Here is a 26,282-nt window from a genome sequence, read left to right as displayed (position 1 = left end):
TAGTAGAATTACCATTTAGTCAGTGAAACTTCGCCACTATTAAGCCAAATCTTTTCACCGTTTGCTAATTCTATCTGCAGTTGGCCTTGGTCAGAGATGTCACAGGCTTTTCCTGTGATTATTTCTTGATCCTTCTTGAAAGAAATCTCTTTTCCTAAAACGATTGAGCGTTTTTTATAGAGATAGAGGAGTTCATCGGCTTCTGTTTCGTAGAAACATTTCCAGATTTCAGCAATCAATTCATTGCGAGTAATGGGAATATGTTGAGAAAATAAGCTTCCAGCTTTAGTTTGTAGATTCTTGGGAAATTCAGCGATCGAAAAGTTGATTCCGACCCCAATGATAACATCTGTAACGAGTCCAGTTTCGACAGAGGTAATGGCTTCTGTTAGAATACCAGCAATTTTTTTCTGGTTCAGATAAATGTCATTGACCCACTTGATATCGACGTCGATTAAACTAAGGTTTTTGATAGCCTTGTAGATAGCTCCAGCTGTCAGAAGTGTATAGGCTGGAAGATTCTGATAAGGGAGATTGGGTTGTAGGTGAAGGGACATGTAAATTCCCCCCCTATCAGGTGAGTAATAAGGACGTTGAAAACGGCCACGTCCCATAGTTTGGCTAGTGGAAAGGTAGAGTTTATCCCCTTTGGCACCAGCTTCCATAGCCTCTTTAGCATCAGTTTGGGTAGATTTTGTTGAGGGTTTAAACTGGACAGTAATGGGACTATTCGCTTCGATTTCCTGAGGCAAGATAAGGTCTCCGTCCAGAAGTTTATAGCCACGATTTTTGATACTGTCAATCTCCAGTCCCTCTTGTTGGAGACGTTGGATCGCCTTCCATACGGAAGTTCGAGATAGGTTTAATCTCTCAGCTATTTTTTCTCCGCTTAGATAATCAGTCTCAGTAACTAGTATTTTATAGACTTCTTGGTAGGATTTCATGCTAGACCCTTTCTGGAATAATTAGATTTATTGTACCATATTTTTAAAAAAGGAATAGCGATTTTCAAGTAATCTTAGCTAACTATAAAATTTTACCCAGTTTTAGTTAGGAGTATAGAGGTAAAGAGGTTTTCAAATCGCTTGAAAAATGGTAAAATGTTTTAATAGCTTATTTATCTGAATGTGATATTCAGAAGGAAAGGATCTGTTGTGAAATCAATAGGTGTCATTGAAAAGTTAAAAAGTTTATCGAAACAAGAAGGACTTCTTTTAGGAGTTATTCTGAGTATTTTTCTTCCTTTTTATCTTTTTGTTGTTATTTTTATCTCTTACTTACTTTGGTTAGTATATACTGGGGAGATGAAGGGGATCTTGAAACGTTTGTCTCAACACCCTGTCTTGCTCTTTTTTATTGCTTATAGCACTGCAATTTCTCTTCTGGCACAAAATGTGATGGGAGTAGTTTCTTCGGTGGCCATGTTTCTGTTTACCATCTTCTTTTACTACTATCAATCCCAGTTGACTCCTAAATTTTTCAGGTTGACGATTGAAGGAATATTAGCCTTAAGTGTCTTTGCAGCAGCCTTTGCAGCCTTGGAACATTTCCAAATTGTAAAGAAATTTGATTATACCTTCCTCTCACCACGAATGCAGGTTTGGCATCAGAATCGAGCGGAGGTTGCCTTCTTTAATCCCAATTACTATGGAATTATCTGTTGTTTCTGTATCATGATTGGTTTTTATCTGATTAGCACAACGAAGTTAAGATGGTTACGAATCTTTTCTATGATTGCCATCTTTGCTAATTTATTCGGTTTAAACTTTACGCAGAATCGCACAGCTTTTCCAGCCATCATCTTTGGAGCGATTATTTATCTCTTCACAACTATTAAGAACTGGCGTGCTTTCTGGCTTAGTGTTGGAGTTTTTGGGGTTGGTTTAGCCTTTCTATTTTCAAGTGATTTGGGTGTTCGAATGGGAACCTTAGATTCATCTATGGAAGAGCGTGTTTCTATTTGGAATGCTGGGATGGCCTTGTTTAAGCAAAATCCATTCTGGGGTGAAGGACCGCTAACCTATATGCACTCTTTCCCTCGTATTGGAGCACCTTATCATGAACATGCTCATAGTATTTATATAGATACGATTTTGAGTTATGGAGTTGTTGGTACAGTTCTCTTGGGGATTGCTTCTTCCACTCCAGTACGAATGTTGATTGATATGAGTCAAGTACCTAGTAAGCGTCCTATCCTTGGACTTTACCTCTCTTTCTTGACAGTAGTAGCTGTGCACGGAATTTTTGATTTGGCTCTCTTTTGGATTCAATCATCCTTTATTTTCCTTTTAGTGATGTGTAGTTTACCACTAAAACATAGTATGATTGATGAATTTGTTGATTAAGAAAAAGATAGTAGAAACTAACATTTTCTACTATCTTTCTTTTTCAATTCAATTATTGAATAGCTTGAACCAAGTCTTCAGCTTGTTGTTTTAGGGAAGAAGCAACACTGTCTTCAAGGACTAATTTGCCATCTGCCCAAGCAGAATCATTGACACGAGCTGCAGTGAATTCACCAACAACTTTTGTACGGATGAATGGCAAGAGGTCTTTGTAGATTGCAAAGAGTTGTTCATGACCAGCATTGGCTACAGATGATACTGTTACAATCTTATCTTGAAGAGCAGATGCTCCGCGTGTATCAGACAAGTCAATTGCGCGTGAAAGCCAGTCAAGCAAGTTTTTCACTGTTCCAGGGATTGAGAAGTTGTAGACTGGAGAGAAAATCCAGATAGCATCAGCAGCTAGAACAGCTTCACGAGCTGCTGCTACAGCTGGAAGAGTTGGAACTTCAAGTTCTTGATTAAAAAGTGGGATTGCTGAGTAGTCAAGGTAGCTAACCTCAGCTTTACCTGCAAGAGCTTTTTCAGCTTCTAGCGCCATTTGGTGGTTGAAAGAACCTTCACGAAGTGAACCAACGATAAATAATACTTTTTTAGACATAGGGAGTCTCCTTTAGATTTTAATCAGAGTTATCTCTGTTGTTATAAACAATGTTACAACAAAACAAAATCATTTGCAAGAAATCTGCTCAGAAAATAAAAATCGATGATAGTCAAGATTATTTTTAGGAGTAGAGATTATGAAAAGTCTGTGAAATCAATGATTCAAGCTTCATATACTCCTGTCATAAGAAAAGTTCCGAGCAAAATCCTCCTCCTTTATTCACTTGTAATTCACTTGGATAGATGGTAAAATAGACGAGTGAAAATGAGACAGAAAAAAGAAAAAAATTCCTTATTATTTCAGTACAGCATTGGCTTGACCCTGTTGGCTCTAGTTGTGACTTCTTCCTTTCTCTATTTGGTGTGGCTTAGCATGAAGCCTTATCAGACAGCAAAGGTAGAAGGGGAAAAACTGGCTAAGCAGTATGCGAATCTAGAAACGGTCAGTCAGGTTGATTTCTTTAATGGTTTAGAAAGCTATTATAGCGTTCTTGGTCAAGATAAGAATCAGAAACAAGTTGCTGTTTTAATAGAGAAAAGTAATAACAATATTTACGTATATCAACTAGAAAATGGTATTTCACAAGAAAAAGCAGAAGCAGTTGTTAGAGAAAAAGGAGCTACTGAAATTGATACGGTTACCTTTGGACGCTATGCTGAAAAGCCTGTTTGGGAAATCAAGTCTGGAGGAGACTATTATCTAGTAGATTTTGAAACTGGTGCCCTAATCGAAAAGGAGAAGCTATGAAATTATCTAAACGTGTCTTAGAAATGGAAGAAAGTGTCACTCTGGCTAGTGATGCAAGAGCAAAGAAGTTAAAAGCTGAAGGAAAAGATGTTCTTTTCTTAACTTTAGGTCAGCCCGATTTTCATACTCCTGAAAATATTCAAGATGCTGCTGTTGCAGCCATTCGAGATGGACGTGCTTCTTTCTATACGGTAGCTTCAGGTTTGCCTGAGTTAAAAGCAGCAGTCAATACCTATTTTGAACGTTATTATGGTTATTCTGTAGCAGCTAACGAAGTTACCTTTGCTACAGGTGCCAAGTTCTCTCTCTACACCTTCTTTATGGCTGTAGTCAACCCTGGAGATGAGGTCATCATTCCTACTCCTTACTGGGTTAGCTATGGGGATCAGGTTAAGATGGCAGAAGGTGTTCCAGTATTTGTCCAAGCCAAGGAAGACAATCACTTTAAAGTAACTGTGGAGCAATTAGAAGCGGCTCGCACAGATAAGACCAAGGTTTTGGTTCTCAATTCCCCATCTAATCCGACTGGGATGATTTATTCTCGTGAGGAACTCTTGGCCATCGGGAATTGGGCTGTTGAACATGACATTCTCATCCTAGCAGATGATATTTATGGTCGTTTGGTCTATAATGGAAATGAGTTCGTCCCAATCTCTAGTCTATCAGAAGCTATTCGTAAGCAAACCATTGTCATTAACGGTGTTTCAAAAGCCTATGCCATGACAGGTTGGCGTGTAGGTTATGCAGTGGGTGATCCAGCAATCATCGCTGCCATGAGCAAATTGACTGGTCAAACAACTTCTAACCTAACCGCTGTTTCACAATACGCAACAATCGAGGCGCTAACTGGACCTCAAGACTCTGTAGAAACCATGCGTCAAGCTTTTGAGGAACGTCTCAATACCATCTATCCACTCTTGTGTGAAGTTCCTGGTTTTGAAGTTGTCAAACCACAAGGAGCTTTCTATCTCTTTCCTAATGTCAAAAAAGCTATGGAGATGAAAGGTTATAGCGATGTAACAGCATTTACAACGGCTATTCTTGAAGAAGTTGGTCTGGCCTTGATTACAGGAGCCGGATTTGGAGCACCAGAAAATGTTCGTCTCAGTTATGCGACAGATCTAGATACACTTAAAGAAGCCATTCGTCGTTTGCACAAATTTATGGAAAAATAAGAAGTTAAACCTCCGTCCTTTTGGCGGAGGTTTTTGTAGCTAAAAACTTATGAATTTCTATCAAACAAGCTAGCTATCAGCCATTATTTGTGGTACAATAGTGGGTAATAATGTCTTTGGACAAGTTAAACGAAAAAAGGAAGATAAATGATGACAAAACGTGTAACAATTATCGAAGTAAAAGATTACGTTGGTCAAGAAGTCACTATCGGTGCTTGGGTTGCCAACAAATCAGGAAAAGGGAAAATTGCTTTCTTGCAATTGCGTGATGGAACAGCCTTTTTCCAAGGTGTAGCTTTTAAACCAAACTTTATCGAAAAATTTGGAGAAGAAGTAGGTCTTGAAAAATTTGACACCATCAAACGTCTAAGTCAAGAAACATCTGTTTTCGTGACAGGGATTGTTAAAGAAGACGAGCGTTCTAAATTTGGTTACGAGTTGGATATTACAGACATCGAAGTTATCGGTGAATCTCAAGATTACCCAATCACTCCAAAAGAACATGGAACAGACTTCTTGATGGACAACCGTCACTTGTGGCTTCGTTCACGCAAACAAGTAGCTGTCATGCAAATCCGTAATGCTATCATCTATGCAACTTATGAGTTCTTTGATAAAAATGGCTTCATGAAGTTTGATAGCCCAATTCTTTCAGGAAATGCTGCAGAAGATTCTACAGAACTTTTTGAAACAGACTACTTCGGAACACCAGCATACTTGAGTCAATCTGGTCAACTTTACCTTGAAGCTGGTGCTATGGCTCTTGGTCGTGTCTTTGACTTTGGTCCAGTATTCCGTGCTGAAAAATCAAAAACTCGCCGTCACTTGACTGAATTCTGGATGATGGATGCAGAGTATTCATACTTGACACATGATGAGTCACTTGACTTGCAAGAAGCTTATGTCAAAGCTCTTCTTCAAGGCGTTCTTGACCGTGCTCCACAAGCCTTGGAAACATTGGAACGTGACACTGAGCTTTTGAAACGCTACATTGCAGAGCCATTCAAACGTATCACTTACGATCAAGCCATTGACCTCTTGCAAGAGCATGAAAATGATGAAGATGCAGACTACGAACATCTCGAGCATGGTGATGACTTTGGTTCACCACACGAAACATGGATTTCAAACCACTTTGGTGTACCAACCTTCGTGATTAACTACCCAGCAGACATCAAGGCCTTCTACATGAAACCAGTTCCTGGTAACCCAGATCGCGTACTTTGTGCAGACTTGCTCGCACCAGAAGGTTACGGAGAAATCATCGGTGGTTCAATGCGTGAGGAAGACTACGATGCCCTTGTAGCGAAGATGGAATCTCTTGGTATGGATCGTACAGAATATGAATTCTACCTTGATCTTCGTAAATACGGTACAGTACCACACGGTGGATTTGGTATCGGTATCGAGCGTATGGTAACCTTCGCAGCAGGTACAAAACACATCCGTGAAGCTATTCCATTCCCACGTATGTTGCACCGTATCAAACCTTAATAACCATAAAAACGCCGTCTGGCGTTTTTACTTTAAATGAAAGAGGTGGAGAAAATGTAGGCAACTCTAAGTAAGTCTTTTAGAAAAACTCATATTACATATTGAAAGAGAGAAAACAATGTTTAAAAGAACTTACAAACGCAATATTCCACTCCTAGCAGGTCTGGAATTCACTTCTTATTTTGGGATTACCAGTTTTTGGATTTTATTTTTCATCCAAAATGGTCTATCCTTGCTTCAAATCGGCCTATTAGAGAGTATCTTTCATGGGACAAGTCTCTTGTGTGAAATCCCCTCTGGTATGTTGGCTGATCGATTTAGTTACAAGACCAATCTCTATTTGGCTCGCTTGGCCAGTATTGTGTCCTCTATCTTGATTTTGTTTGGTCAGGGTAATTTTTGGATTTATGCGATTGCCATGATGGTTAATGCTTGGTCCTATAATTTTGACTCGGGAACCAGTACCGCTTTCTTATATGATTCGGCGGTTGAAGCGGGTCAAAAGGACCGATATCTTCAGATTTCTAGCTTTTTGTCTGGTGTGGCAGAAGTCACCCGAACCCTAGGTACAGTTGTCGCAGGCTTCTTTATTCACGGAGCATTGGCTTGGACCTATCTAATTGCTATTGGATTATCTTTTCTTTCTATCATTTTGATTTATTTTATGAAAGAACCAATGGCCAAGAGAGAGAAAAATGAAGTCTTAACCTTTAAAATGATTGTCCAGCAAGTTCGTAAAGAATGGCAGGCAAAACCAGTACTCTTTTACTGGATGCTGACTTACCAGCTAGTCGGGACACTCATGTGTATGTTTTACTTTTACTATCAGCAGAAAATAAGTGACTTAGCAGGATGGCAGGTTTCACTGGTTATGCTGATTGGTAGTTTGCTAAATCTATTGGCGGTTTATATAGCCAGTCAAATCGGGAAAAAATGGAATAGCAATCAAGTTTTTCCGATGCTTGTTGCACTGACAGGCCTAGCAATGCTATTGGTGTTTTCTGGGACCCCCTTTGCCTTTCTTCTCGTATATCTTTTAACTGATACACTTTATGCAGTTTATCAGCCAATCTACTTCAATGATTTACAAGGTTATTTACCTTCTAGTGTCAGAGCAACTATGCTTAGTATCAATTCTATGCTCTTTAGTTTATCTATGATTGTCATTTTCCCATTGACAGGTTGGTTTATCGATCGTTGGGGTCTTGTAGCTGTCTTTTTAGTTCTAGGTCTTATCTTGCTTTTAACCTCCCCTATCTTAATAATCAGTCTGACAAGGATGGGTAAGCTATTAGATAAGGACTTAAAAACTGAATAAAGCACGAAACCCTATTTGCCCAAAGTATCATCCTGTGGTACAATAGCATGAGGAAAAGGAGAAGAGTATGATCGATGTAGAAGAAATTCTAAGCAAGATGAATCCCAATCAAAAGATCAACTATGACCGTGTCATGCAAAAGATGGTCCAAGTTTGGGAAAAAAATGAAGAGAGACCAACCATTCTCATGCATGTCTGTTGTGCTCCTTGTAGCACTTACACTCTAGAGTATTTGACCAAGTATGCGGATGTGACTATCTATTTTGCAAATTCAAATATTCATCCCAAAGCTGAATATCACAAGCGTGCTTATGTGACCAAAAAGTTTGTCAGTGATTTCAATGAGCGAACTGGCAATAATGTCCAATACCTAGAAGCACCTTATGAGCCTAATGAATACCGTCAACTGGTTAGAGGTTTGGAAGAAGAACCGGAAGGTGGCGATCGTTGCAAGGTTTGTTTTGACTATCGCTTGGATAAGACAGCACAGGTGGCTATGGACTTAGGGTTTGATTACTTTGGTTCAGCCCTAACCATCAGTCCTCACAAAAATTCGCAAACTATCAATAGTATCGGGATTGATGTGCAGAAAATTTACACCACTCATTATCTTCCGAGTGACTTTAAGAAAAATCAAGGCTATAAACGCTCTGTAGAAATGTGTGAAGAATATGACATCTATCGTCAATGTTACTGTGGATGTGTCTATGCAGCTCAAGCCCAAAATATTGACTTGGTACAGGTCAAGAAGGATGCAACAGCCTTTATGGTAGATAAGGATATCGAAAAAGACTATTCGCATATCAAGTTCACTGTTACGAAGTTAGATATTTAAAGGGAAACCTGCCCAATGTGGCAGGTTTTTTGCTAGAAAAAGGTGATGGAGAGAAGTCGATGGACCGATCTATGAATTCCTAGCCCATGACTTGCGAGACTTCAATAAATCAGTTGAGACTTAAAACTTGTGGATGAAAAATGAAGTTTTGCTCAAAGGAGCTTTTGGGAATTTAGAAGACCCCAAAATAGTTCAATACTGTGGTAAAATTATTCCTTTTTTGCATTTATACAACTTATTTTACACTACCTTTATTCTTGTGATATAATGTCACATTATAGAGTGGAGGTCATTTAAAATGATTGATAAAGTAATTGAACAATATAAAAGTCATGATAATCTTGATATTCGAGTAGAATTGCATACGAAGTATTCAAAAAATAAACTGGGATTTAATGATTGGATATTTTCTAACTATCAAATCACTGATGAAGTGAAGGTGCTAGAATTAGGATGTGGTACAGGAGAACTGTGGAAAAGTAATAGTGATTCTATAGATAAAATGAAGCAGTTGGTTGTTACAGATTTTTCTAAAGATATGGTAAAAACAACGAAATCAGTGATTGGAAATAGAGACAATGTCAACTATGAAATAATGGATATTCAAAAGATTTCTTTTGAGAATGAAACCTTTGATATTGTTATTGCTAATATGCTTCTACATCATGTGAATGATATTCCTAAAGCTCTTTCTGAGGTGAATAGAGTCTTAAAAACAGGAGGCATTTTTTACTGTGCTACATTTGGTGAAAATGGGGTTGTAGATTATTTGGCAAGTTTATTTAGAGATGAAGTTAATCAAGATTTAGAAAATAAAACGTTTACTTTACAAAATGGTAAAAGGTACCTGAGTAGGTATTTTAACTCTGTCGATACATTACTCTATGATGATGAGTTACAGGTAACTAGAATAGATGACCTAGTTAAATATATCCAATCGTTTAAAGGAATTTCCGAAATAGGTTCACTAGAAGAGGAAATAATACGTAAAAGATTGGCAAGTGAGTTTAATAATGGTATGTTGATCATTCCTAAAGAATATGGTATGTTTATCGCTCGAAAAGAAAGTTAAGGGAATGAAAGTGTGAAAAATTACGGAGAAGCTTTTCGATATTTTAGAAAATTAAACGGATATTCTTTAGAGTATGCTGCAGCTGATTCTATATCAAAATCTCAACTTTCTAGATTTGAAAGGGGAGAAAATGAAATTTCTCTTTCAACATTTTTTGAATTATTATCAAATATCAATGTTTCGATAGAGAATTTTTGTAATCATCTAGAACATTATAAAAGATCGGAGCGTGATGATTTTTTGGTTAATTTATCTCCAAATTTTTATAGTTTGAATATTAAAGGATTGGAGGTAATAAAAAATGAGCAACAAAAACTTTTTGAGAAGAGTGGGGAAAAAACTCATAAAATAAATACAATTATGGTTCAGGGATTATTAAATCAGATAGATTGTAATCATGTAGTTAGTAGAGATGATCTAAATTTAGTATATGACTATTTATTCCAGAAGGAACGATGGGAGTCCTATGAGATAACGCTGATTGGTAATTTATATCATCTTTTTGAAATAGATTATATTTACATGGTCGGAAAAGAAATACTAGAGCGTACACATTATTACGAAAAAATCGGCAAGAATAGACATTTAGTTGTGTCAGCTTGTTTAAATTTTTGGTTCTGTTGCCTTGAAAATTCACATCTAATATATGCGGACTACTTTGAAATGAAATTAAAAAAATTATTAAAAGATGACACAAAAGTTTTTGAAAAATCTACATTCAAATTTGTAGAAGGATATAAAATATATCTGACTGAATCTAAAGAATCTGGAATTAAGCAAATGCAAAATGTCATTAAATATTTTGAGTTTATTGAGTCTAAAAATATTGCTTTATATTTTCAAAAACGATTAAATGAGCTGGTAGATTAAATAGCATTTTCTCTGTTAAGTCATTTTTTCCAAAGATTGTTCTAAAGGATTGATGCTATGTAGAAAGACAATACTAAATATTTTGATACGAAGGTGATTTGTATTTTTTATACCGATTATCTTCGTATTTTTTGTATTAAACGATAGAAGATTGTTCTTAACTTACAAGAACAAAGAAATTAAAAAATATCAGTATATCTATTTGTTTTGTATATCACGTGAATTCTGCATAAATCTCTTTCTAGTAATGTATTGCAACTCTACTATAGCGGTTTTATTCCTTTTTTGTGTTTACACAACATATTTTACACAACCAAAAAAACAAGGTCAGGATTTTAATCCTGACCTCAGATTGAAGACAAAGTCCTTAGAACTCAAGTTTCTAAGGGCTTTTCTTTGTGTAAAGTCGTATAATAGAGGTAAGAAGAGTTGTGAGGTAATCCCTATGTTTCACAAAGAAAAACCTGATTATAATCGTAAGCAATATGGTTTCTATACAATAGACGAATTGGTCCCTAAAGATCACTTTCTTCGACAAGTAGATTCCAAGGTTGACTTTGACTTTATTTATGATTTGGTAGAAGATACCTATAGTCCAAATAACGGTCGTCCTAGTCTTGATCCCGTCATGTTAGTCAAAATTCCTTTAATCAAATGTTTTTATGGCATTCGTTCCATGCGCCAAACCATGAAAGAGATTGAAGTAAACGTGGCCTATCGTTGGTTTCTCGGACTAACTTTAGATGATAAGGTTCCTCATTTTACTACCTATGGGAAAAATTACAGTCGTCGTTTTCAAGATAAAGAACTCATTTCTGAGATTTTTTCCCAAGTTCTCAACCAAGCTTTGTATGCTGGCTTAATTGATCCTTCTGAAATATTTGTGGATGGTACCCATATCAAAGCAGCGGCTAATAGTCACAAGTATCGTAAGGAAATGGTGAACCAACAAGCTAAGTTTATGAGTGAACAATTGGAAATTGAGATTGATTTAGATCGGAAAAAACACGAAAAAAAGTCCTTAAAGCCCGCAAAAGAAAGTGAGGCTAAGGAAAAGAAAATCTCAACGACAGATCCCGAATGTGGTTGGTTCCATAAGGGCGAACACAAGGAAGTATTTGCCTATTCTGCCCAAGTGGCTTGCGATAAGCATGGATGGGCCTTAGCTTATACGGTTGAAGCAGGAAATGTTCATGATAGCCAGGCTTTCCCTGCCCTATTTTCAAAGTTAGAACCTTTCTCTCCACGCTATATTATTGCGGATTCAGGCTACAAGACCCCAACTATTGCCCATTATTTATTAGAACGTAACATCATCCCTGTCTTTCCTTATACTCGTCCAAAGGGAGTAAAGGGGAACTTAAGACCTAGTAATTTTGTTTATGATGCAAGTCATGACTCTTATATTTGTCCAGAGAATCAAGTATTAAGCTATCGCACAACCACTCGAGAAGGCTACCGTGAGTATAAGAGTAATCCCAAAGTATGTGTTGCCTGTCCTTTATTATCCGTTTGTACCCAAAGCCAAAATCATCAAAAAGTAGTAACGAGACATGTCTGGAAAGATGCCCTTGAATTTTGTGAGGAGATTCGTCACCAAAGAGAAATGAAAGAGCTCTATAAGAAGCGCAAAGAAACAATTGAACGGCTCTTTGGGACGGCTAAGGAGTACCATAATTTGAGATACACTAGAGAGAAAGGAAAGTCCAAAATGGAGGATCAGGTTGGGCTTACTTTGGCGTGTTTAAATATCAAAAAACTGGTGAAATGGATAGAGAATATCCCTTTTTATTTTTCTCAAATTCAAATTTTTGGATAGATTAGTAGATGATGAGACAAACTATTTTGGAAAATACAAAAAGACAAACGCCAACAATGACGTTTGTCTTCGTTCTGAGGTCAGGATTTTAATCCTGACCTCTGACAACTTTACCGATTCTTTAGTTCTACGTAGCGTTTGTACCAAATGTTGACATAGGCTTCTGAGAAGGGGCCACGTTCATTGTTGATCCAATCAACAAGAATCTTGACATGCTCTTTCAAAATATAGTCTAAGTCAGAAGAATACTTCATTTTTCGCTTGTGTCGTTCATACTCCTCAACGTCCAAGAGGCGTTTCTCACCATCTGTAAAAACTTTAACATCCAAATCATAGTCAATGTACTTTAAAGCTTCTTCGTCTAGATAGTAAGGACTTGCCATATTGCAGTAGTAGGAGATACCATTATCCCGAATCATAGCGATAATATTAAACCAATATTTCTTGTGAAAGTAAACAATAGCCGGTTCTCTAGTCACCCAACGACGACCATCACTCTCGGTAACGAGTGTATGGTCATTGACGCCGATAATAGCGTTCTCTGTTGTTTTTAGTACCATGGTGTCTCGCCAAGTGCGGTGAAGACTCCCATCATGCTTATAACTTTGAATTGTAATAAAGTCGCCTTCTTTTGGAAGTTTCATAACTAACCAACTTTCTACAATTTATAAGTTTATCGTTTACTATTGTACCATAAATTTGCTTAAAAACGCTATTTTTTCATGAAAAAGTTACAGATAATCTCTGAGAGCGCTTGCTATGTCCGAAAAATCGTAACCTTTTCTAGCTAAAACTTGGGTCAAACGTTGCTTGAGTTCGTATCCTTCATACTTTCGTGAGTATTTGGGGTATTGCTTATCCAACTCTTTAAAAATTAGCTCCTGAATAGTTTCTTCATCGACCTGGTTATCTAGTTGATCAAAGGCAGACTTGGCTTCTGTATAGGAAAATCCTTTATTGGTTAGGCCTTGGATAATCTTATCCTGTATAGCACGGGCAGGTAATTTCTCCTGGTATTTTTTCAATAGTTTTTTAGCTGTGCGCTCTGCGACTTCCGTCATATCAAATTCTTGTAAGACGTCTTGGATAACGGCCTTAGCAACTCCTTTTTGAGAAATCTTCTGCATCAGCATATAGCTTCCCTTATCCCCTGAAAGCTGATTGGAATTGATGATAGCTTGTGCATATTGGCGGTCATTGATCCAGTTGTCGTCCTTTAGAGACTGAATGACTTGGGGAATGATTTTCTTATCAATTTCATGTTTGGCAAGATAATCTCTAACTTCTTTTTCAGTACGGGCCTTGAAGGATAAGTGGTAGAGAGCTAGATTTTTACTGTAGGAAAATTGCGCAAAGGATTTAATCTCAGTTAGTTCCTCAGCTGAGATCTCTTTCCCTTTTGTTAACATAAAGCGAACAATGGTATCCTCTGTAATGTAGCAGGTTTGGTCGCTATCAAGTTCGAGCAGATAGAGTCTTTTTTTCTTTTCAAGTTTTGTGATTTTCATGTTTCTATTATAGCGCAATTTGTGATAAGATAGGGATATGAATCTAAAAGTCAAACAAAAAATTCCATTAAAAATCAAGCGCATGGGGATTAACGGGGAAGGAATTGGTTTTTTTCAGAAAACCCTCGTTTTTGTTCCAGGTGCCCTCAAGGGAGAAGATATCTATTGTCAGGTTACTTCTGTCAAGCGCAACTACGTTGAGGCTAAACTGCTTGAGGTCAATAAAAAATCCAAGTTTCGAGTAGTCCCAGACTGTACTATCTATAATGAGTGTGGTGGCTGTCAGATTATGCACCTACATTATGACAAGCAGTTGGAGTTCAAGACAGATCTCCTCCATCAAGCTCTGAAAAAATTTGCACCTGCAGGCTACGAAAATTTTGAAATTAGACCAACTATTGGCATGCAGAAACCTAAGTATTATCGGGCTAAACTGCAATTCCAAACGCGAAAGTTTAAAGGTCAAGTCAAGGCAGGTTTGTATGCTCAGAATTCCCATTATTTAGTCGAGTTAAAGGACTGTCTTGTTCAAGACAAGGAGACACAAGCGATTGCCAATCGCATTGCTGAACTCTTGACTTATCATCAAATTCCGATTACAGATGAACGTAAAATTCTTGGAGTTCGGACTATCATGGTTCGTCGAGCACGGAAAACTGGGCAAGTTCAAATCATTATCGTCACCAATCGCCAATTGAATTTGACTCAATTTGTGAAAGATTTAGTCAAGGATTATCCTGAAGTAGTGACTGTCGCAGTCAATACCAATACTGCTAAAACTAGTGAGATTTATGGGGACAAAACTGAGATTATTTGGGGTCAAGATAGTATACGCGAAGGTGTTCTAAACTATGAATTTTCTCTTTCACCAAGAGCTTTTTACCAACTCAATCCTGAACAGACAGAAATTCTCTATAGTGAAGCCGTTAAGGCCTTGGATGTAAGTGAGAATGACCATCTGATTGATGCCTATTGTGGTGTTGGAACCATTGGTTTTGCCTTTGCCAAAAAAGTCAAAAGTCTGAGAGGGATGGATATTATTCCAGAAGCTATTGAGGATGCCAAAGAAAATGCCCAGCGCATGGGGTATAGCAATACATACTATGAGGCAGGTACAGCAGAAGAGATTATCCCTAGATGGTACAAGGAAGGCTATCGTGCCGATGCCTTGATTGTAGACCCGCCTCGTACCGGTTTAGATGACAAGCTCTTGGATACCATTGTCAAATACGCTCCTGAAAAGATGGTTTATGTATCCTGTAATGTGTCTACTTTGGCGCGTGATTTAGTCCGTTTGCTAGAGGTTTATGACCTGCATTATATCCAGTCCGTTGATATGTTTCCACACACGGCTAGAACAGAAGCAGTGGTCAAATTAACTAGGAGAAAGCCAGCTTCCAGATAAAAACGGCAACTGGAAAGTTTTTGAAAATAAGGCTTCTAGTTACAGAGTAAGATTTGCAAGCTATCTATAAATATGATAAAATAATAGAAAATAAAATGAAAAAAGAGGTATGTGAAATGTCACGTAAACCATTTATCGCTGGTAACTGGAAAATGAACAAAAACCCAGAAGAAGCAAAAGCATTTGTTGAAGCAGTAGCATCAAAACTTCCTTCAGCTGATCTTGTTGAAGCTGGTATCGCAGTTCCTGCACTTGACTTGACAACTGTACTTGCTGCAGCTAAAGGTTCAAACCTTAAAGTTGCTGCTCAAAACTGCTACTTTGAAAAAGCAGGTGCTTTCACAGGTGAAACTAGCCCACAAGTTTTGAAAGAAATCGGTACTGACTACGTTGTTATCGGTCACTCAGAACGCCGTGACTACTTCCACGAAACAGATGAAGACATCAACAAAAAAGCAAAAGCAATCTTTGCTAACGGTATGCTTCCAATCATCTGTTGTGGTGAGTCACTTGAAACTTACGAAGCAGGAAAAGCAGCAGAATTCGTAGGTGCTCAAGTTTCAGCTGCTCTTGCTGGATTGACTGCAGAACAAGTAGCTTCATCAGTTATCGCTTATGAGCCAATCTGGGCTATCGGTACTGGTAAATCAGCTTCACAAGACGACGCACAAAAAATGTGTAAAGTTGTTCGTGACGTTGTAGCTGCTGATTTCGGTCAAGAAGTAGCTGACAAAGTACGTGTTCAATACGGTGGTTCAGTTAAACCTGAAAACGTTGCTGAATACATGGCTTGTCCAGACGTTGACGGAGCTCTTGTAGGTGGTGCATCACTTGATCCAGAAAGCTTCTTGGCATTGCTTGACTTTGTAAAATAAGCATCAAATATCTGAGACAGACAGTTCCCTCTCTCGAGGTTAAGACTGCCTGTCTTCTTTTTAGTAAAAAGGCGTGCGTAAGCACGCTCTTTTCTGCATTTTGAATGAAAAAGAAAGGAGAATTATGCTTTATATTTGGTCTTATCTCAAACGTTATCCCAAGTGGCTAGTGTTAGACTTTCTCGGGGCAATTTTCTTTGTCATTGTCAATCTAGGTTTACCAACAGTTTTGGCCCGCATGATTGACCAGGGAATCAACCAAGGTGATCAGGATAAACTCTATTTTTGGGCCGTAATCATGTTGGTTATTATCGTCTTGGGAACATTTGGACGGGTTGTTCTGGCTTATGCGGCTAGTAAATTGACCACTAATATGGTTAAGGACATGCGAAATGATGTCTATGCTAAATTACAAGAGTATTCTCATCACGAATATGAACAAATCGGTGTATCTTCACTAGTTACTCGTATTACCAGTGATGCCTTTGTCCTCATGCAGTTTGCGGAACAAACGCTTAAGTTGGGTGTTATCACTCCCATGATGATGTTGTCGAGTATTCTCATGATTTTCTTGACGAGTCCTTCACTAGCCTGGATTGTCGCTTTTTCCGTTCCTTTTCTAGCTGTAGTAGTCCTTTATGTGGCGGTCAAAACGCGTCCTTTATCTGAAAAACAACAGAAAACACTGGACAAGATTAACCAGTATGTCCGTGAAAATTTGATGGGGCTACGAGTGATTCGTGCCTTTGCTCGTGAAGACTTCCAAGAAAAACGTTTCGAAGAGAAAAATGCAATCTATGCGGATAATTCCAATCGCTTGTTCAAATTAACTGGTTTGACGGAACCACTATTTGTGCAAATCATTATCGCTATGATTGTAGCTATCGTTTGGTTTGCTTTGGATCCTCTCAAACAGGGAAGTTTACAGATTGGGGATTTGGTGGCCTTCATCGAGTATAGTTTCCATGCTCTCTTGTCCTTCCTTTTCTTGTCAAACCTCTTTACAATGTACCCTAGAACGGCCGTATCTAGCGAGCGTTTGAAGGAAATCATGGATATGCCAATTTCCATTGATCCAAACGAGGATGGAATTCAAGAAACAGAAACTCATGGTTATTTAGAATTTGATAATGTGACCTTTGCCTATCCAGGGGAAACAGAAAGCCCTGTTTTGCATAATATTTCCTTTACTGCTAAACCGGGAGAAACCATTGCCTTTATCGGCTCAACTGGTTCAGGTAAGTCTACTCTGGTTCAATTGATTCCTCGTTTTTATGATGTTACACTGGGGAAAATTAAGGTCGATGGTGTTGATGTCCGGGATTACCATCTCAAATCACTCCGCCAGAAAATTGGATTTATTCCACAAAAAGCCTTGCTCTTTACAGGGACTATCGCAGATAATCTCCGTTACGGAAAAGAGGACGCCAGTCATGAGGACTTGCACCAAGCAGCTGATGTAGCCCAAGCCAAAGACTTTATCGAAAGTCGAGAAGAAGGTTTTGCAACGCATCTAGCTGAAGGGGGAAGCAATCTATCAGGTGGTCAAAAGCAACGCTTGTCGATTGCCCGCGCAGTCATCAAGGGGCCAGACATCTACATCTTTGATGATTCTTTCTCAGCCTTGGACTACCGTACAGATGCTATCTTACGCCGTCGTCTCAAGGAAGTGACTCAAGATGCTACAGTATTGATTGTCGCTCAACGTGTTGGAACCATTATGGATGCTGACCAGATTATCGTCCTTGATAAGGGTGAAATCGTTGGTCGTGGCCGTCATGAGGAATTGATGGAAACCAATGACATCTATCGAGAAATTGCTGAGTCGCAGCTGAAAAATGCGTCTCTAACAGAAGAATAGGAGGTAAGGGATGAAACAACAATCTAGTCTAGCTCGTCTATGGAGCTATTTAAAAGCCTACCGATTCTCTGTTTTCTTTGCAGTCTTCTTGAAAATAGTCAGCGTCATTATGAGTGTTATCGAGCCTTTCGTATTGGGGCTTGCCATCACAGAATTAACCAGCAACCTCCTTGCCATGGCTAATGGTGTTGCAGGAGCGGGTATCAATACCAGCTATATCGCAGTAATTCTAGTGATTTATCTATTGCGTGGGCTTCTCTACGAATTAGGTTCTTATTACTCTAATTACTTTATGACCAATGCTGTGCAGTCCATGATACAGGATCTGCGAAATGAGATGAGCGAAAAAATCAACCGCATCCCTGTGTCCTACTTTGATAAGCACCAGTTTGGGGATTTACTAGGTCGTTTTACCAGTGACGTTGAAACTGTTTCCAATGCTCTTCAACAATCCTTCTTACAGATTGTCAATGCAGTCTTTACCATTCTTTTTGTTATGGGAATGGTCCTCTATCTAAATCTTCAGTTGGCTATCATTGTTATCTTGTCGATTCCGATAACTTATTTTGGGGCTAAAACAATTCTGAATCGTTCGCAGCCATACTTTAAACAGCAGGCAGCCATTCTAGGACGTATGAATGGATTTGTACAGGAAAACTTGACAGGTTTCAATGTCCTCAAACTTTTTGGTCGTGAAGAGAACTCTCAAGAGAGATTTGAAAAGATTACGGATGAATTGCAACAAGTTGGATTCAAGGCTAGCTTTATTTCAGGTTTGATGATGCCTGCCCTTCATATCGTGTCTGATTTAACTTACTTAATTGTTGCTGTATTAGGTGGTTTGCAGGTTATTGCAGGCCGCTTAACCATCGGTAATATGCAGGCTTTCGTTCAGTATGTATGGCAAGTCAGTCAACCGATCCAAAATATCACTCAATTAGCGGGACAAATGCAAAGTGCTAAATCTTCGCTTGACCGCGTCTTTGAAGTTTTGGATGAACAGGAAGAAGTTCAAACTGGTAAAGTAAAAGAACTGGCACCAGTGACTGGGCAAGTTAGCTTTAAGAATGTTGATTTCCAATATGTAGAAAACAAACCATTGATTCGCAATTTCAACCTAGATGTTGAACCTGGAGAGATGGTAGCAATCGTTGGACCTACTGGAGCAGGTAAAACTACCTTGATCAACCTGCTCATGCGTTTTTACGATGTGACAGCTGGTGCCATTTTAGTGGATGGGCAAGATATTCGTGACCTGTCTCGTCAGGACTACCGTCGTCAGTTTGGGATGGTCTTACAGGATGCCTGGCTCTATGAAGGCAGTATCAAGGAAAATCTTCGCTTTGGAAATCTTGAGGCAACAGATGAAGAAATCGTTGAAGCTGCTAAGGCGGCCAATGTTGACCACTTTATCCGCACCCTTCCTGGTGGCTACAATATGGAAATGAACCAAGAGTCAAGTAATATTTCTCTTGGTCAGAAGCAGTTGTTAACCATTGCGCGTGCCCTCTTGGCAGATCCAAAAATTCTAATCCTTGATGAAGCGACATCATCAGTCGATACACGCTTAGAGCTTTTGATTCAAAAAGCTATGAAGCGTTTGATGAAGGGAAGAACAAGCTTTGTTATTGCCCATCGACTTTCTACTATTCAGGAAGCTGATAAGATTTTGGTGCTGAAAGATGGACAGATTATCGAACAAGGAAATCATGAAAGTCTCTTAGCTGCAAAAGGATTCTATTATGACCTTTATCAAAGTCAATTTTCTAGTAAAAACAGTGAAAATAGCTAGGATAAATAGCCACTCATTTTCTTAAATTATCAGTCAATTAGAACTTTTTTAATATGGGTTAATTTTCTTGCTTTTGTCTACTAGGTGTAGTATACTGGGATAGTAATCAATAAATATGGTTGCAAAAATAATATTATGAGGTGAGAAAAATGGTAGAATTGAAAAAAGATGCATTAAAAGATGTAACAACATTATCTAAACCAGCGGCAGAAGCGCTAGTAAATACAAAGGAAGTTTTGAATCAATCAGTAGCAGACTTGTATGTAGCACATATCGCTCTTCATCAAGTACACTGGTACATGCGTGGTCGTGGTTTCCAAGTATGGCATCCTAAGATGGATGAATACATGGATAGCCTAGATGGTTACCTTGATGAAATCAGCGAACGCTTGATTACACTTGGTGGCAAACCATACTCTACTCTGACAGAGTTCCTTCAACACAGTGAAATCGAAGAAGAAGAAGGAGAATTCCGTAACGTTGAAGAAAGCTTGGAGCGTGTTCTTGAAATTTATCGTTACCTCATCACTCTTTTCCAAAGAGCTTTGGATGTAACTGATGAAGAAGGTGATGATGTAACCAATGATATCTTCGTTGGTGCTAAGGCAGATCTTGAAAAAACAGTCTGGATGCTTGCAGCAGAATTAGGACAAACACCTGGTTTGTAAGATACTGTATTTTTCTAAAAATCCGTAGAAGTTTTCTACGGATTTTTTCTATTCAGGAGGGCATTCCAAAACAGTCTTTTTTGAAGATTTTTGATAAAATAGAACTATCAATGAAAAGGATGAAAGCATGACAAAGAAAATCGTAGCCATTTGGGCTCAAGATGAAAAGGGTGTAATTGGGAAAGAGAATCGTTTACCTTGGCATTTGCCAGCAGAGTTAAAACATTTTAAAGAAACAACCTTGAATCATGCCATTTTAATGGGTCGTGTAACCTTTGATGGAATGGGCAGACGTTTGTTGCCTGGACGTGAAACCTTGATTTTGACGCGCAATCCTGAAGAGTCAATTGAAGGAGCACTGGTTTTCCAAAATGTTGAGGATGTTTTAGACTGGTATCATCATCAGGCTAAGAATCTCTATATCATTGGTGGCAAGCAGATTTTTCAGCTGTTTGAACCTTATCTGGATGAGATTATCGTGACGCAAATTCATGCTCAAGTTGAGGGAGATACCTATTTCCCAGAGGATTTTGATTTGACTGCTTTTGAGACCGTTGCAAGTAAATCTTATACCAAGGATGAGAAAAATGCCTATGATTTTACCATCGAATATAGAAAGAGAAAGGAAGTCTAATGGAGCGCAGTATTTTTGGATTCTTTACAGCTCTTTTGTGTGCTGTCTGTCTTGTGGCTGGATCACACGCTTTTCGTAAAAAGCGCTATGGACTTGCTACTCTGCTTTGGCTTAATGCTTTTACAAACTTGGTGAATAGCATTCATGCTTTTTATATGACCTTATTTTAGATAGAAAAATCATTTAGAACGGAAGGGAATCATGCCTACAAATAGGAAAAATGATATGATGGTTTATTGCTCATTTTGTGGCAAAAGCCAAGAAGAAGTAAAAAAAATAATCGCTGGGAACAACGCCTTTATCTGTAATGAATGTGTGGAGTTGGCTCAGGAGATTATTCGTGAGGAGTTGGCTGAGGAAGTCTTGGCAGACTTGTCTGAAGTACCAAAACCAATCGAACTCTTAAACATCTTGAACCACTATGTGATCGGTCAAGATCGTGCCAAACGTGCCTTGGCAGTAGCTGTATATAACCACTACAAACGCATCAATTTCCATGACACTCGTGAAGAGTCAGAAGATGTGGATTTGCAAAAATCAAACATTTTGATGATTGGTCCAACTGGTTCAGGGAAGACTTTCCTTGCTCAAACACTTGCTAGAAGTTTGAATGTACCATTTGCTATTGCAGATGCAACAGCCCTTACTGAGGCTGGTTATGTGGGTGAGGACGTGGAAAATATCCTTCTCAAACTTTTGCAAGCAGCTGATTTTAATATCGAACGTGCAGAACGTGGAATTATCTACGTAGACGAAATCGACAAGATTGCTAAGAAGAGCGAGAACGTGTCTATCACACGTGATGTTTCTGGTGAAGGGGTGCAACAAGCCCTTCTCAAGATTATCGAAGGAACTGTAGCTAGTGTACCACCTCAAGGCGGACGTAAACATCCTCAACAAGAGATGATTCAAGTGGATACAAAAAACATCCTCTTTATTGTGGGTGGAGCCTTCGATGGTATCGAAGAAATAGTCAAACAGCGTCTTGGTGAAAAAGTTATCGGCTTTGGACAAAACAACAAGGCTATTGACGAAAACAGCTCTTACATGCAAGAAATCATTGCAGAAGATATTCAAAAATTCGGTATTATTCCTGAGTTGATTGGACGATTGCCTGTCTTTGCAGCCTTGGAGCAGTTGACTGTGGATGATTTGGTTCGCATCTTGAAGGAACCAAGAAATGCCTTGGTCAAACAATACCAGACCTTGCTTTCTTATGATGATGTTGAGTTAGAATTTGACGACGAAGCACTCCAGGAAATTGCAAACAAAGCCATCGAACGTAAAACAGGTGCGCGTGGTCTTCGCTCAATCATCGAAGAAACTATGCTAGATGTTATGTTTGAGGTTCCAAGTCAAGAAAATGTGAAAACAGTTCGTATCACAAAAGAAGCAGTTGACGGAACAGCTAAGCCAATCCTAGAGACAGCCTAGAGGTGACTATGGAAATCAATACACACAATGCTGAGATTTTGCTGAGTGCAGCCAACAAGTCCCACTATCCGCAGGATGAACTTCCTGAGATTGCTCTTGCAGGTCGCTCAAATGTTGGGAAGTCAAGCTTTATCAACACCATGCTTAATCGTAAGAATCTGGCTCGTACTTCAGGAAAACCTGGAAAAACACAACTACTCAATTTCTTTAACATTGATGATAAGATGCGTTTTGTTGATGTGCCTGGTTATGGTTACGCCCGTGTTTCCAAAAAGGAACGCGAAAAATGGGGTCGTATGATTGAGGAATATTTAACTACTCGAGAAAATCTTAGAGCAGTTGTCAGTCTTGTAGACCTTCGACATGATCCGACGGCTGATGATGTACAGATGTACGAATTTCTTAAGTATTATGAGATTCCTGTCATCATTGTAGCGACAAAGGCAGACAAGATTCCGCGTGGTAAATGGAACAAGCACGAATCAGCTATTAAAAAGAAATTAAACTTTGATTCAAGCGATGATTTTATCCTCTTTTCATCCGTAACAAAAGCAGGAATGGATCAAGCTTGGGATGCTATTTTAGAAAAATTGTGAGGAATACAAATGGCAAAAACAATTCATACAGATAAAGCTCCAAAGGCAATCGGACCTTACGTTCAAGGAAAAATCGTTGGCAACCTTTTGTTTGCTAGCGGTCAAGTTCCTCTATCTCCTGAAACTGGAGAAATCGTAGGAGAAACGATTCAAGAACAGACTGAACAAGTTTTGAAAAACATTGGAGCTATTTTGGCAGAAGCGGGAACAGATTTTGACCATGTTGTTAAAACAACTTGTTTCTTGAGTGATATGAACGACTTCGTACCTTTCAATGATGTATACCAAACAGCCTTTAACAAGGAATTTCCAGCTCGTTCAGCTGTAGAAGTAGCTCGTCTTCCTCGCGATGTAAAAGTCGAAATTGAAGTCATCGCAGAGATTGGATAAGCGAGTTGAAGTTTGGTTCTTCCAAACTTCTTTTGATATAAGGAGACAATGATGACAAAGAAACAACTTCACCTGGTGATTGTGACAGGGATGAGTGGTGCAGGAAAAACTGTAGCTATTCAATCCTTTGAGGATTTAGGATATTTTACCATTGATAATATGCCACCTGCCCTCTTACCAAAATTTTTACAGTTGGTCGAGACCAAGGATGATGACCACAAGTTGGCCCTAGTGGTTGATATGCGTAGTCGTTCTTTCTTCTCAGAGATTCAGGCTGTCTTGGATGAATTGGAAAACCAAGATGATTTGGACTTTAAAATCCTCTTTTTGGATGCAGCCGATAAGGAATTGGTGGCACGCTACAAGGAGACTAGAAGAAGTCACCCTCTAGCAGCAGATGGTCGTATCTTGGACGGGATTAAGTTGGAACGCGAACTCTTAGCACCCTTGAAAAATATGAGTCAAAACGTGGTTGACACAACAGAGTTAACTCCTCGTGAACTCCGTAAGACCATTGCAGAGCAGTTTTCAGATCAAGAACAGGCTCAGTCCTTCCGTATTGAGGTTATGTCTTTCGGGTTTAAATATGGCATTCCTATTGATGCTGACTTGGTATTTGATGTTCGTTTCTTGCCAAATCCATATTACCTTCCAGAACTGAGAAACCAAACGGGTGTGGATGAACCTGTTTATGATTATGTCATGAACCATCCTGAGTCAGAAGACTTTTATCAACATTTGTTGGCCTTGATTGAGCCGATTTTGCCAAGTTACCAAAAGGAAGGGAAGTCTGTTTTGACCATTGCCATGGGTTGTACGGGTGGTCAACACCGTAGTGTGGCTTTTGCCAAACGCTTGGCGCAGGACTTATCCAAGAATTGGCCTGTTAATGAAGGGCATCGTGACAAAGACCGAAGAAAGGAAACGGTAAACCGTTCATGAGAAAACCAAAGATAACGGTGATTGGTGGAGGTACTGGGATCCCTGTTATTTTAAAAAGTTTGCGGGAAAGAGATGTTGACATTGCAGCCATTGTAACTGTTGCTGATGATGGAGGTTCTTCAGGTGAACTGCGTAAAAATATGCAGCAGTTGACACCACCTGGAGATTTACGCAATGTGCTTGTTGCCATGTCAGATATGCCAAAGTTCTATGAAAAGGTTTTTCAATACCGCTTCTCGGAAGATGCAGGTGCCTTTGCTGGACATCCGCTAGGGAATATTCTCATAGCAGGGCTTTCTGAAATGCAGGGTTCAACCTATAACGCCATGCAATTGCTGAGTAAGTTTTTCCATACGACTGGAAAGATTTATCCATCTAGTGATCATCCTTTGACACTCCATGCAGTCTTTAAAGATGGTTCAGAAGTAGCTGGGGAAAGTCACATTGCAGACCATCCAGGCATGATTGACCATGTTTATGTCACCAATACCCTGAATGATGAGAAACCCCAAGCAAGTCGCCGAGTTGTTAATACAATTCTTGAGAGTGATATGATTGTCTTAGGGCCTGGTTCACTCTTTACCTCCATTTTGCCGAATATTGTCATTGAAGAGATTGGACAAGCCCTTCTTGAAACCAAAGCAGAGGTGGCTTATGTTTGCAATATCATGACCCAACGTGGTGAGACTGAGCATTTTACAGATAGTGATCATGTGGAAGTCTTGCATCGTCATCTTGGTCGCCCCTTTATTGATACCGTACTTGTTAATATCGAAAAGGTTCCAAGAGACTATATGGACACCAACCGTTTCGATGAGTATCTAGTTCAGGTTGAGCATGATTTTGAAGGCTTACGTAAGCAAGTCCCCCGTGTCATTTCATCCAACTTCCTACGTTTGGAAAATGGCGGAGCCTTTCACGATGGTGATTTAATCGTAGATGAGCTCATGCGAATCATACAGGTGAGAAAATGAGTTTTACAGTAGCAGTAAAAGAAGAAATTTTAAGTCAGCATTACCTGAGTCGTCATGAATTGTCAGCTATTATCAAGATGTCTGGTAGTATTGGCTTATCTAGTTCTGGTTTGACCTTGTCCGTCATTACAGAAAACGCTAAGTTGGCTCGTCATCTCTATGAATCATTCTTACACTTCTATGGTATCAAGTCGGAGATTCGTCACCACCAGAGAAGTAATCTACGGAAAAATCGCGTGTATACTGTATTTACGGATGAGCGAGTCCAAGAACTTTTAGCAGATTTGCGTTTGGCTGATTCTTTCTTTGGCTTGGAGACTGGGATTGATCCAGAGATTTTAGGAGATGAGGAAGCTGGACGTTCTTACCTTTGTGGAGCTTTTTTGGCAAATGGGAGTATTCGGGATCCTGAGTCAGGCAAGTATCAGTTAGAAATAAGTTCCGTCTATGTGGACCATGCCCAAGGGATTGCTTCGCTCTTGCAGCAGTTCTTGTTAGATGCCAAGGTTATCGAACGAAAAAAAGGTGCAGTGACCTATCTTCAGCGTGCTGAGGATATCATGGACTTTCTCATAGTTATTGGAGCCATGCAGGCGCGTGATACTTTCGAAGGCATCAAAATCTTACGTGAAACTCGGAATGATCTCAATCGTGCTAATAATGCGGAGACAGCAAATATCGCTCGTACGGTTTCAGCGAGTATGAAAACCATCAACAATATCAGTAAAATCAAAGATAGAATTGGCTTGGATAATTTGCCAGCAGACTTGCAGGAAGTTGCCCGTCTGCGTATCCAGCATCCAGACTATTCTATTCAAAAGTTGGCAGATAGTCTGACAAATCCTCTCACCAAAAGTGGTGTCAATCATCGCCTGAGAAAGATCAACAAAATCGCAGAGGAACTGTAAAACCACGAATCGGATG

At 39.1% G+C, this 26,282-nt stretch carries 25 protein-coding genes and 1 pseudogene; 22 read left to right on the top strand and 4 right to left on the bottom strand.

The features are described from left to right. Positions 1-8: 8 nt before the first annotated feature. The gene (birA, locus tag O3611_RS00915; protein ID WP_371607521.1) at positions 9-944 is read right to left on the bottom strand and encodes a bifunctional biotin--[acetyl-CoA-carboxylase] ligase/biotin operon repressor BirA; all 936 of its coding nucleotides are present in this window, start codon (positions 942-944) and stop codon (positions 9-11) included. Between the two features lie 210 nt (positions 945-1,154). Here birA and O3611_RS00910 point away from each other — a divergent pair, with 210 nt between their 5' ends. After that, positions 1,155-2,345 (top strand): O-antigen ligase family protein, encoded by a 1,191-nt coding sequence (locus O3611_RS00910; protein WP_371607520.1) that lies wholly within the window; start codon positions 1,155-1,157, stop codon positions 2,343-2,345. Positions 2,346-2,397: 52 nt separating this feature from the next. Here O3611_RS00910 and O3611_RS00905 read toward each other — a convergent pair whose 3' ends face one another. After that, positions 2,398-2,946: an NADPH-dependent FMN reductase gene (locus tag O3611_RS00905; protein ID WP_371607519.1), complete on the bottom strand. Its 549-nt coding sequence runs from the start codon at positions 2,944-2,946 to the stop codon at positions 2,398-2,400. A gap of 261 nt (positions 2,947-3,207) precedes the next feature. Between O3611_RS00905 and O3611_RS00900 the strand changes: the two genes are divergently transcribed. The 8 genes and pseudogenes from O3611_RS00900 to O3611_RS00865 all read left to right on the top strand — a co-directional run bounded on the left by O3611_RS00900 (position 3,208) and on the right by O3611_RS00865 (position 12,433). Then, positions 3,208-3,696, top strand: a complete 489-nt coding sequence (locus O3611_RS00900; protein ID WP_371607518.1) for a DUF5590 domain-containing protein — start codon at positions 3,208-3,210, stop codon at positions 3,694-3,696. Continuing rightward, positions 3,693-4,871, top strand: a complete 1,179-nt coding sequence (locus O3611_RS00895; protein ID WP_371607517.1) for a pyridoxal phosphate-dependent aminotransferase — start codon at positions 3,693-3,695, stop codon at positions 4,869-4,871. The genes O3611_RS00900 and O3611_RS00895 overlap by 4 nt, the downstream gene beginning before the upstream one ends. A 150-nt stretch (positions 4,872-5,021) precedes the next feature. Further along, the gene (asnS, locus tag O3611_RS00890) at positions 5,022-6,365 is read left to right on the top strand and encodes an asparagine--tRNA ligase (protein WP_045763626.1); all 1,344 of its coding nucleotides are present in this window, start codon (positions 5,022-5,024) and stop codon (positions 6,363-6,365) included. A gap of 118 nt (positions 6,366-6,483) precedes the next feature. Next, positions 6,484-7,683: an MFS transporter gene (locus O3611_RS00885; protein ID WP_371607516.1), complete on the top strand. Its 1,200-nt coding sequence runs from the start codon at positions 6,484-6,486 to the stop codon at positions 7,681-7,683. A 67-nt stretch (positions 7,684-7,750) separates the two neighbouring features. Continuing rightward, complete coding sequence (locus tag O3611_RS00880) at positions 7,751-8,518, top strand: epoxyqueuosine reductase QueH (RefSeq protein WP_045763552.1); 768 nt, start codon at positions 7,751-7,753, stop codon at positions 8,516-8,518. A 298-nt stretch (positions 8,519-8,816) separates the two neighbouring features. Then, positions 8,817-9,590 (top strand): class I SAM-dependent methyltransferase, encoded by a 774-nt coding sequence (locus O3611_RS00875; RefSeq protein WP_371607515.1) that lies wholly within the window; start codon positions 8,817-8,819, stop codon positions 9,588-9,590. Positions 9,591-9,602: 12 nt separating this feature from the next. Further along, positions 9,603-10,460: a helix-turn-helix domain-containing protein gene (locus O3611_RS00870; protein WP_371607514.1), complete on the top strand. Its 858-nt coding sequence runs from the start codon at positions 9,603-9,605 to the stop codon at positions 10,458-10,460. A 445-nt stretch (positions 10,461-10,905) separates the two neighbouring features. After that, positions 10,906-12,433, top strand: a pseudogene (locus O3611_RS00865) (IS1182 family transposase). Here O3611_RS00865 and O3611_RS00860 read toward each other — a convergent pair. Together O3611_RS00860 and recX are read right to left on the bottom strand one after the other, a co-directional pair. Continuing rightward, positions 12,390-12,923: a DUF402 domain-containing protein gene (locus tag O3611_RS00860; RefSeq protein WP_049504712.1), complete on the bottom strand. Its 534-nt coding sequence runs from the start codon at positions 12,921-12,923 to the stop codon at positions 12,390-12,392. The pseudogene O3611_RS00865 and the gene O3611_RS00860 sit on opposite strands and share 44 nt — an antisense overlap. 87 nt (positions 12,924-13,010) lie before the next feature. Further along, on the bottom strand, positions 13,011-13,787 hold the full coding sequence (recX, locus tag O3611_RS00855) for a recombination regulator RecX (RefSeq protein ID WP_371607513.1): 777 nt from the start codon (positions 13,785-13,787) through the stop codon (positions 13,011-13,013). Between the two features lie 37 nt (positions 13,788-13,824). Here recX and rlmD point away from each other — a divergent pair, with 37 nt between their 5' ends. The 13 genes from rlmD (at position 13,825) to whiA (ending at position 26,266) form a co-directional block, all read left to right on the top strand. Further along, the gene (gene rlmD, locus O3611_RS00850; RefSeq protein ID WP_371607512.1) at positions 13,825-15,192 is read left to right on the top strand and encodes a 23S rRNA (uracil(1939)-C(5))-methyltransferase RlmD; all 1,368 of its coding nucleotides are present in this window, start codon (positions 13,825-13,827) and stop codon (positions 15,190-15,192) included. 116 nt (positions 15,193-15,308) lie between these two features. Then, positions 15,309-16,067, top strand: a complete 759-nt coding sequence (gene tpiA / locus O3611_RS00845; protein WP_371607511.1) for a triose-phosphate isomerase — start codon at positions 15,309-15,311, stop codon at positions 16,065-16,067. A 124-nt stretch (positions 16,068-16,191) separates the two neighbouring features. Then, a complete protein-coding gene (locus O3611_RS00840) occupies positions 16,192-17,928 on the top strand; it encodes an ABC transporter ATP-binding protein (protein ID WP_371607510.1) in 1,737 nt (578 codons plus the stop codon). A 10-nt stretch (positions 17,929-17,938) separates the two neighbouring features. Next, on the top strand, positions 17,939-19,720 hold the full coding sequence (locus O3611_RS00835; RefSeq protein ID WP_371607509.1) for an ABC transporter ATP-binding protein: 1,782 nt from the start codon (positions 17,939-17,941) through the stop codon (positions 19,718-19,720). 149 nt (positions 19,721-19,869) lie between these two features. Then, complete coding sequence (locus tag O3611_RS00830; RefSeq protein WP_371607508.1) at positions 19,870-20,388, top strand: DNA starvation/stationary phase protection protein; 519 nt, start codon at positions 19,870-19,872, stop codon at positions 20,386-20,388. A 127-nt stretch (positions 20,389-20,515) separates the two neighbouring features. Next, positions 20,516-21,022: a dihydrofolate reductase gene (locus O3611_RS00825; protein WP_371607507.1), complete on the top strand. Its 507-nt coding sequence runs from the start codon at positions 20,516-20,518 to the stop codon at positions 21,020-21,022. Continuing rightward, the gene (locus O3611_RS00820; RefSeq protein ID WP_004252181.1) at positions 21,022-21,192 is read left to right on the top strand and encodes a hypothetical protein; all 171 of its coding nucleotides are present in this window, start codon (positions 21,022-21,024) and stop codon (positions 21,190-21,192) included. The genes O3611_RS00825 and O3611_RS00820 overlap by 1 nt, the downstream gene beginning before the upstream one ends. A gap of 31 nt (positions 21,193-21,223) precedes the next feature. Further along, positions 21,224-22,456 carry an ATP-dependent Clp protease ATP-binding subunit ClpX gene (gene clpX / locus O3611_RS00815; protein ID WP_006145154.1) on the top strand — a complete coding sequence of 411 codons (1,233 nt, stop codon included), beginning with the start codon at positions 21,224-21,226 and terminating at the stop codon, positions 22,454-22,456. Positions 22,457-22,464: 8 nt separating this feature from the next. Continuing rightward, on the top strand, positions 22,465-23,052 hold the full coding sequence (gene yihA, locus O3611_RS00810) for a ribosome biogenesis GTP-binding protein YihA/YsxC (protein ID WP_371607506.1): 588 nt from the start codon (positions 22,465-22,467) through the stop codon (positions 23,050-23,052). A gap of 9 nt (positions 23,053-23,061) precedes the next feature. Continuing rightward, positions 23,062-23,442, top strand: coding sequence for a RidA family protein (locus O3611_RS00805; protein WP_371607505.1), 381 nt, complete (start codon positions 23,062-23,064; stop codon positions 23,440-23,442). Positions 23,443-23,493: 51 nt separating this feature from the next. Next, on the top strand, positions 23,494-24,384 hold the full coding sequence (gene rapZ / locus O3611_RS00800; RefSeq protein ID WP_261067721.1) for an RNase adapter RapZ: 891 nt from the start codon (positions 23,494-23,496) through the stop codon (positions 24,382-24,384). Next, positions 24,381-25,358 (top strand): YvcK family protein, encoded by a 978-nt coding sequence (locus tag O3611_RS00795; protein WP_049527543.1) that lies wholly within the window; start codon positions 24,381-24,383, stop codon positions 25,356-25,358. Before rapZ ends, O3611_RS00795 begins: the two co-directional genes overlap by 4 nt. Next, positions 25,355-26,266 carry a DNA-binding protein WhiA gene (whiA, locus tag O3611_RS00790; RefSeq protein WP_371607504.1) on the top strand — a complete coding sequence of 304 codons (912 nt, stop codon included), beginning with the start codon at positions 25,355-25,357 and terminating at the stop codon, positions 26,264-26,266. The genes O3611_RS00795 and whiA overlap by 4 nt, the downstream gene beginning before the upstream one ends. Positions 26,267-26,282 lie beyond the last annotated feature (16 nt).

The sequence above is a fragment of the Streptococcus sp. 27098_8_91 genome (genome assembly GCF_041432385.1).
In the GTDB taxonomy this organism is placed as follows: Bacteria; Bacillota; Bacilli; order Lactobacillales; family Streptococcaceae; genus Streptococcus.
This window is presented reverse-complemented; position numbering and strand designations above follow the sequence as displayed.

Coding starts and splice junctions, on each gene's coding strand:
- birA (WP_371607521.1), bottom strand. CDS start 944: ATGAAATCCTACCAAGAAGTCTATAAAATACTAGTTACTGAGACTGAT.
- O3611_RS00905 (WP_371607519.1), bottom strand. CDS start 2,946: ATGTCTAAAAAAGTATTATTTATCGTTGGTTCACTTCGTGAAGGTTCT.
- O3611_RS00895 (WP_371607517.1), top strand. CDS start 3,693: ATGAAATTATCTAAACGTGTCTTAGAAATGGAAGAAAGTGTCACTCTG.
- asnS (WP_045763626.1), top strand. CDS start 5,022: ATGACAAAACGTGTAACAATTATCGAAGTAAAAGATTACGTTGGTCAA.
- O3611_RS00885 (WP_371607516.1), top strand. CDS start 6,484: ATGTTTAAAAGAACTTACAAACGCAATATTCCACTCCTAGCAGGTCTG.
- O3611_RS00880 (WP_045763552.1), top strand. CDS start 7,751: ATGATCGATGTAGAAGAAATTCTAAGCAAGATGAATCCCAATCAAAAG.
- O3611_RS00875 (WP_371607515.1), top strand. CDS start 8,817: ATGATTGATAAAGTAATTGAACAATATAAAAGTCATGATAATCTTGAT.
- O3611_RS00860 (WP_049504712.1), bottom strand. CDS start 12,923: ATGAAACTTCCAAAAGAAGGCGACTTTATTACAATTCAAAGTTATAAG.
- recX (WP_371607513.1), bottom strand. CDS start 13,787: ATGAAAATCACAAAACTTGAAAAGAAAAAAAGACTCTATCTGCTCGAA.
- rlmD (WP_371607512.1), top strand. CDS start 13,825: ATGAATCTAAAAGTCAAACAAAAAATTCCATTAAAAATCAAGCGCATG.
- tpiA (WP_371607511.1), top strand. CDS start 15,309: ATGTCACGTAAACCATTTATCGCTGGTAACTGGAAAATGAACAAAAAC.
- O3611_RS00840 (WP_371607510.1), top strand. CDS start 16,192: ATGCTTTATATTTGGTCTTATCTCAAACGTTATCCCAAGTGGCTAGTG.
- O3611_RS00835 (WP_371607509.1), top strand. CDS start 17,939: ATGAAACAACAATCTAGTCTAGCTCGTCTATGGAGCTATTTAAAAGCC.
- O3611_RS00830 (WP_371607508.1), top strand. CDS start 19,870: ATGGTAGAATTGAAAAAAGATGCATTAAAAGATGTAACAACATTATCT.
- O3611_RS00825 (WP_371607507.1), top strand. CDS start 20,516: ATGACAAAGAAAATCGTAGCCATTTGGGCTCAAGATGAAAAGGGTGTA.
- O3611_RS00820 (WP_004252181.1), top strand. CDS start 21,022: ATGGAGCGCAGTATTTTTGGATTCTTTACAGCTCTTTTGTGTGCTGTC.
- clpX (WP_006145154.1), top strand. CDS start 21,224: ATGCCTACAAATAGGAAAAATGATATGATGGTTTATTGCTCATTTTGT.
- yihA (WP_371607506.1), top strand. CDS start 22,465: ATGGAAATCAATACACACAATGCTGAGATTTTGCTGAGTGCAGCCAAC.
- O3611_RS00805 (WP_371607505.1), top strand. CDS start 23,062: ATGGCAAAAACAATTCATACAGATAAAGCTCCAAAGGCAATCGGACCT.
- rapZ (WP_261067721.1), top strand. CDS start 23,494: ATGACAAAGAAACAACTTCACCTGGTGATTGTGACAGGGATGAGTGGT.
- O3611_RS00795 (WP_049527543.1), top strand. CDS start 24,381: ATGAGAAAACCAAAGATAACGGTGATTGGTGGAGGTACTGGGATCCCT.
- whiA (WP_371607504.1), top strand. CDS start 25,355: ATGAGTTTTACAGTAGCAGTAAAAGAAGAAATTTTAAGTCAGCATTAC.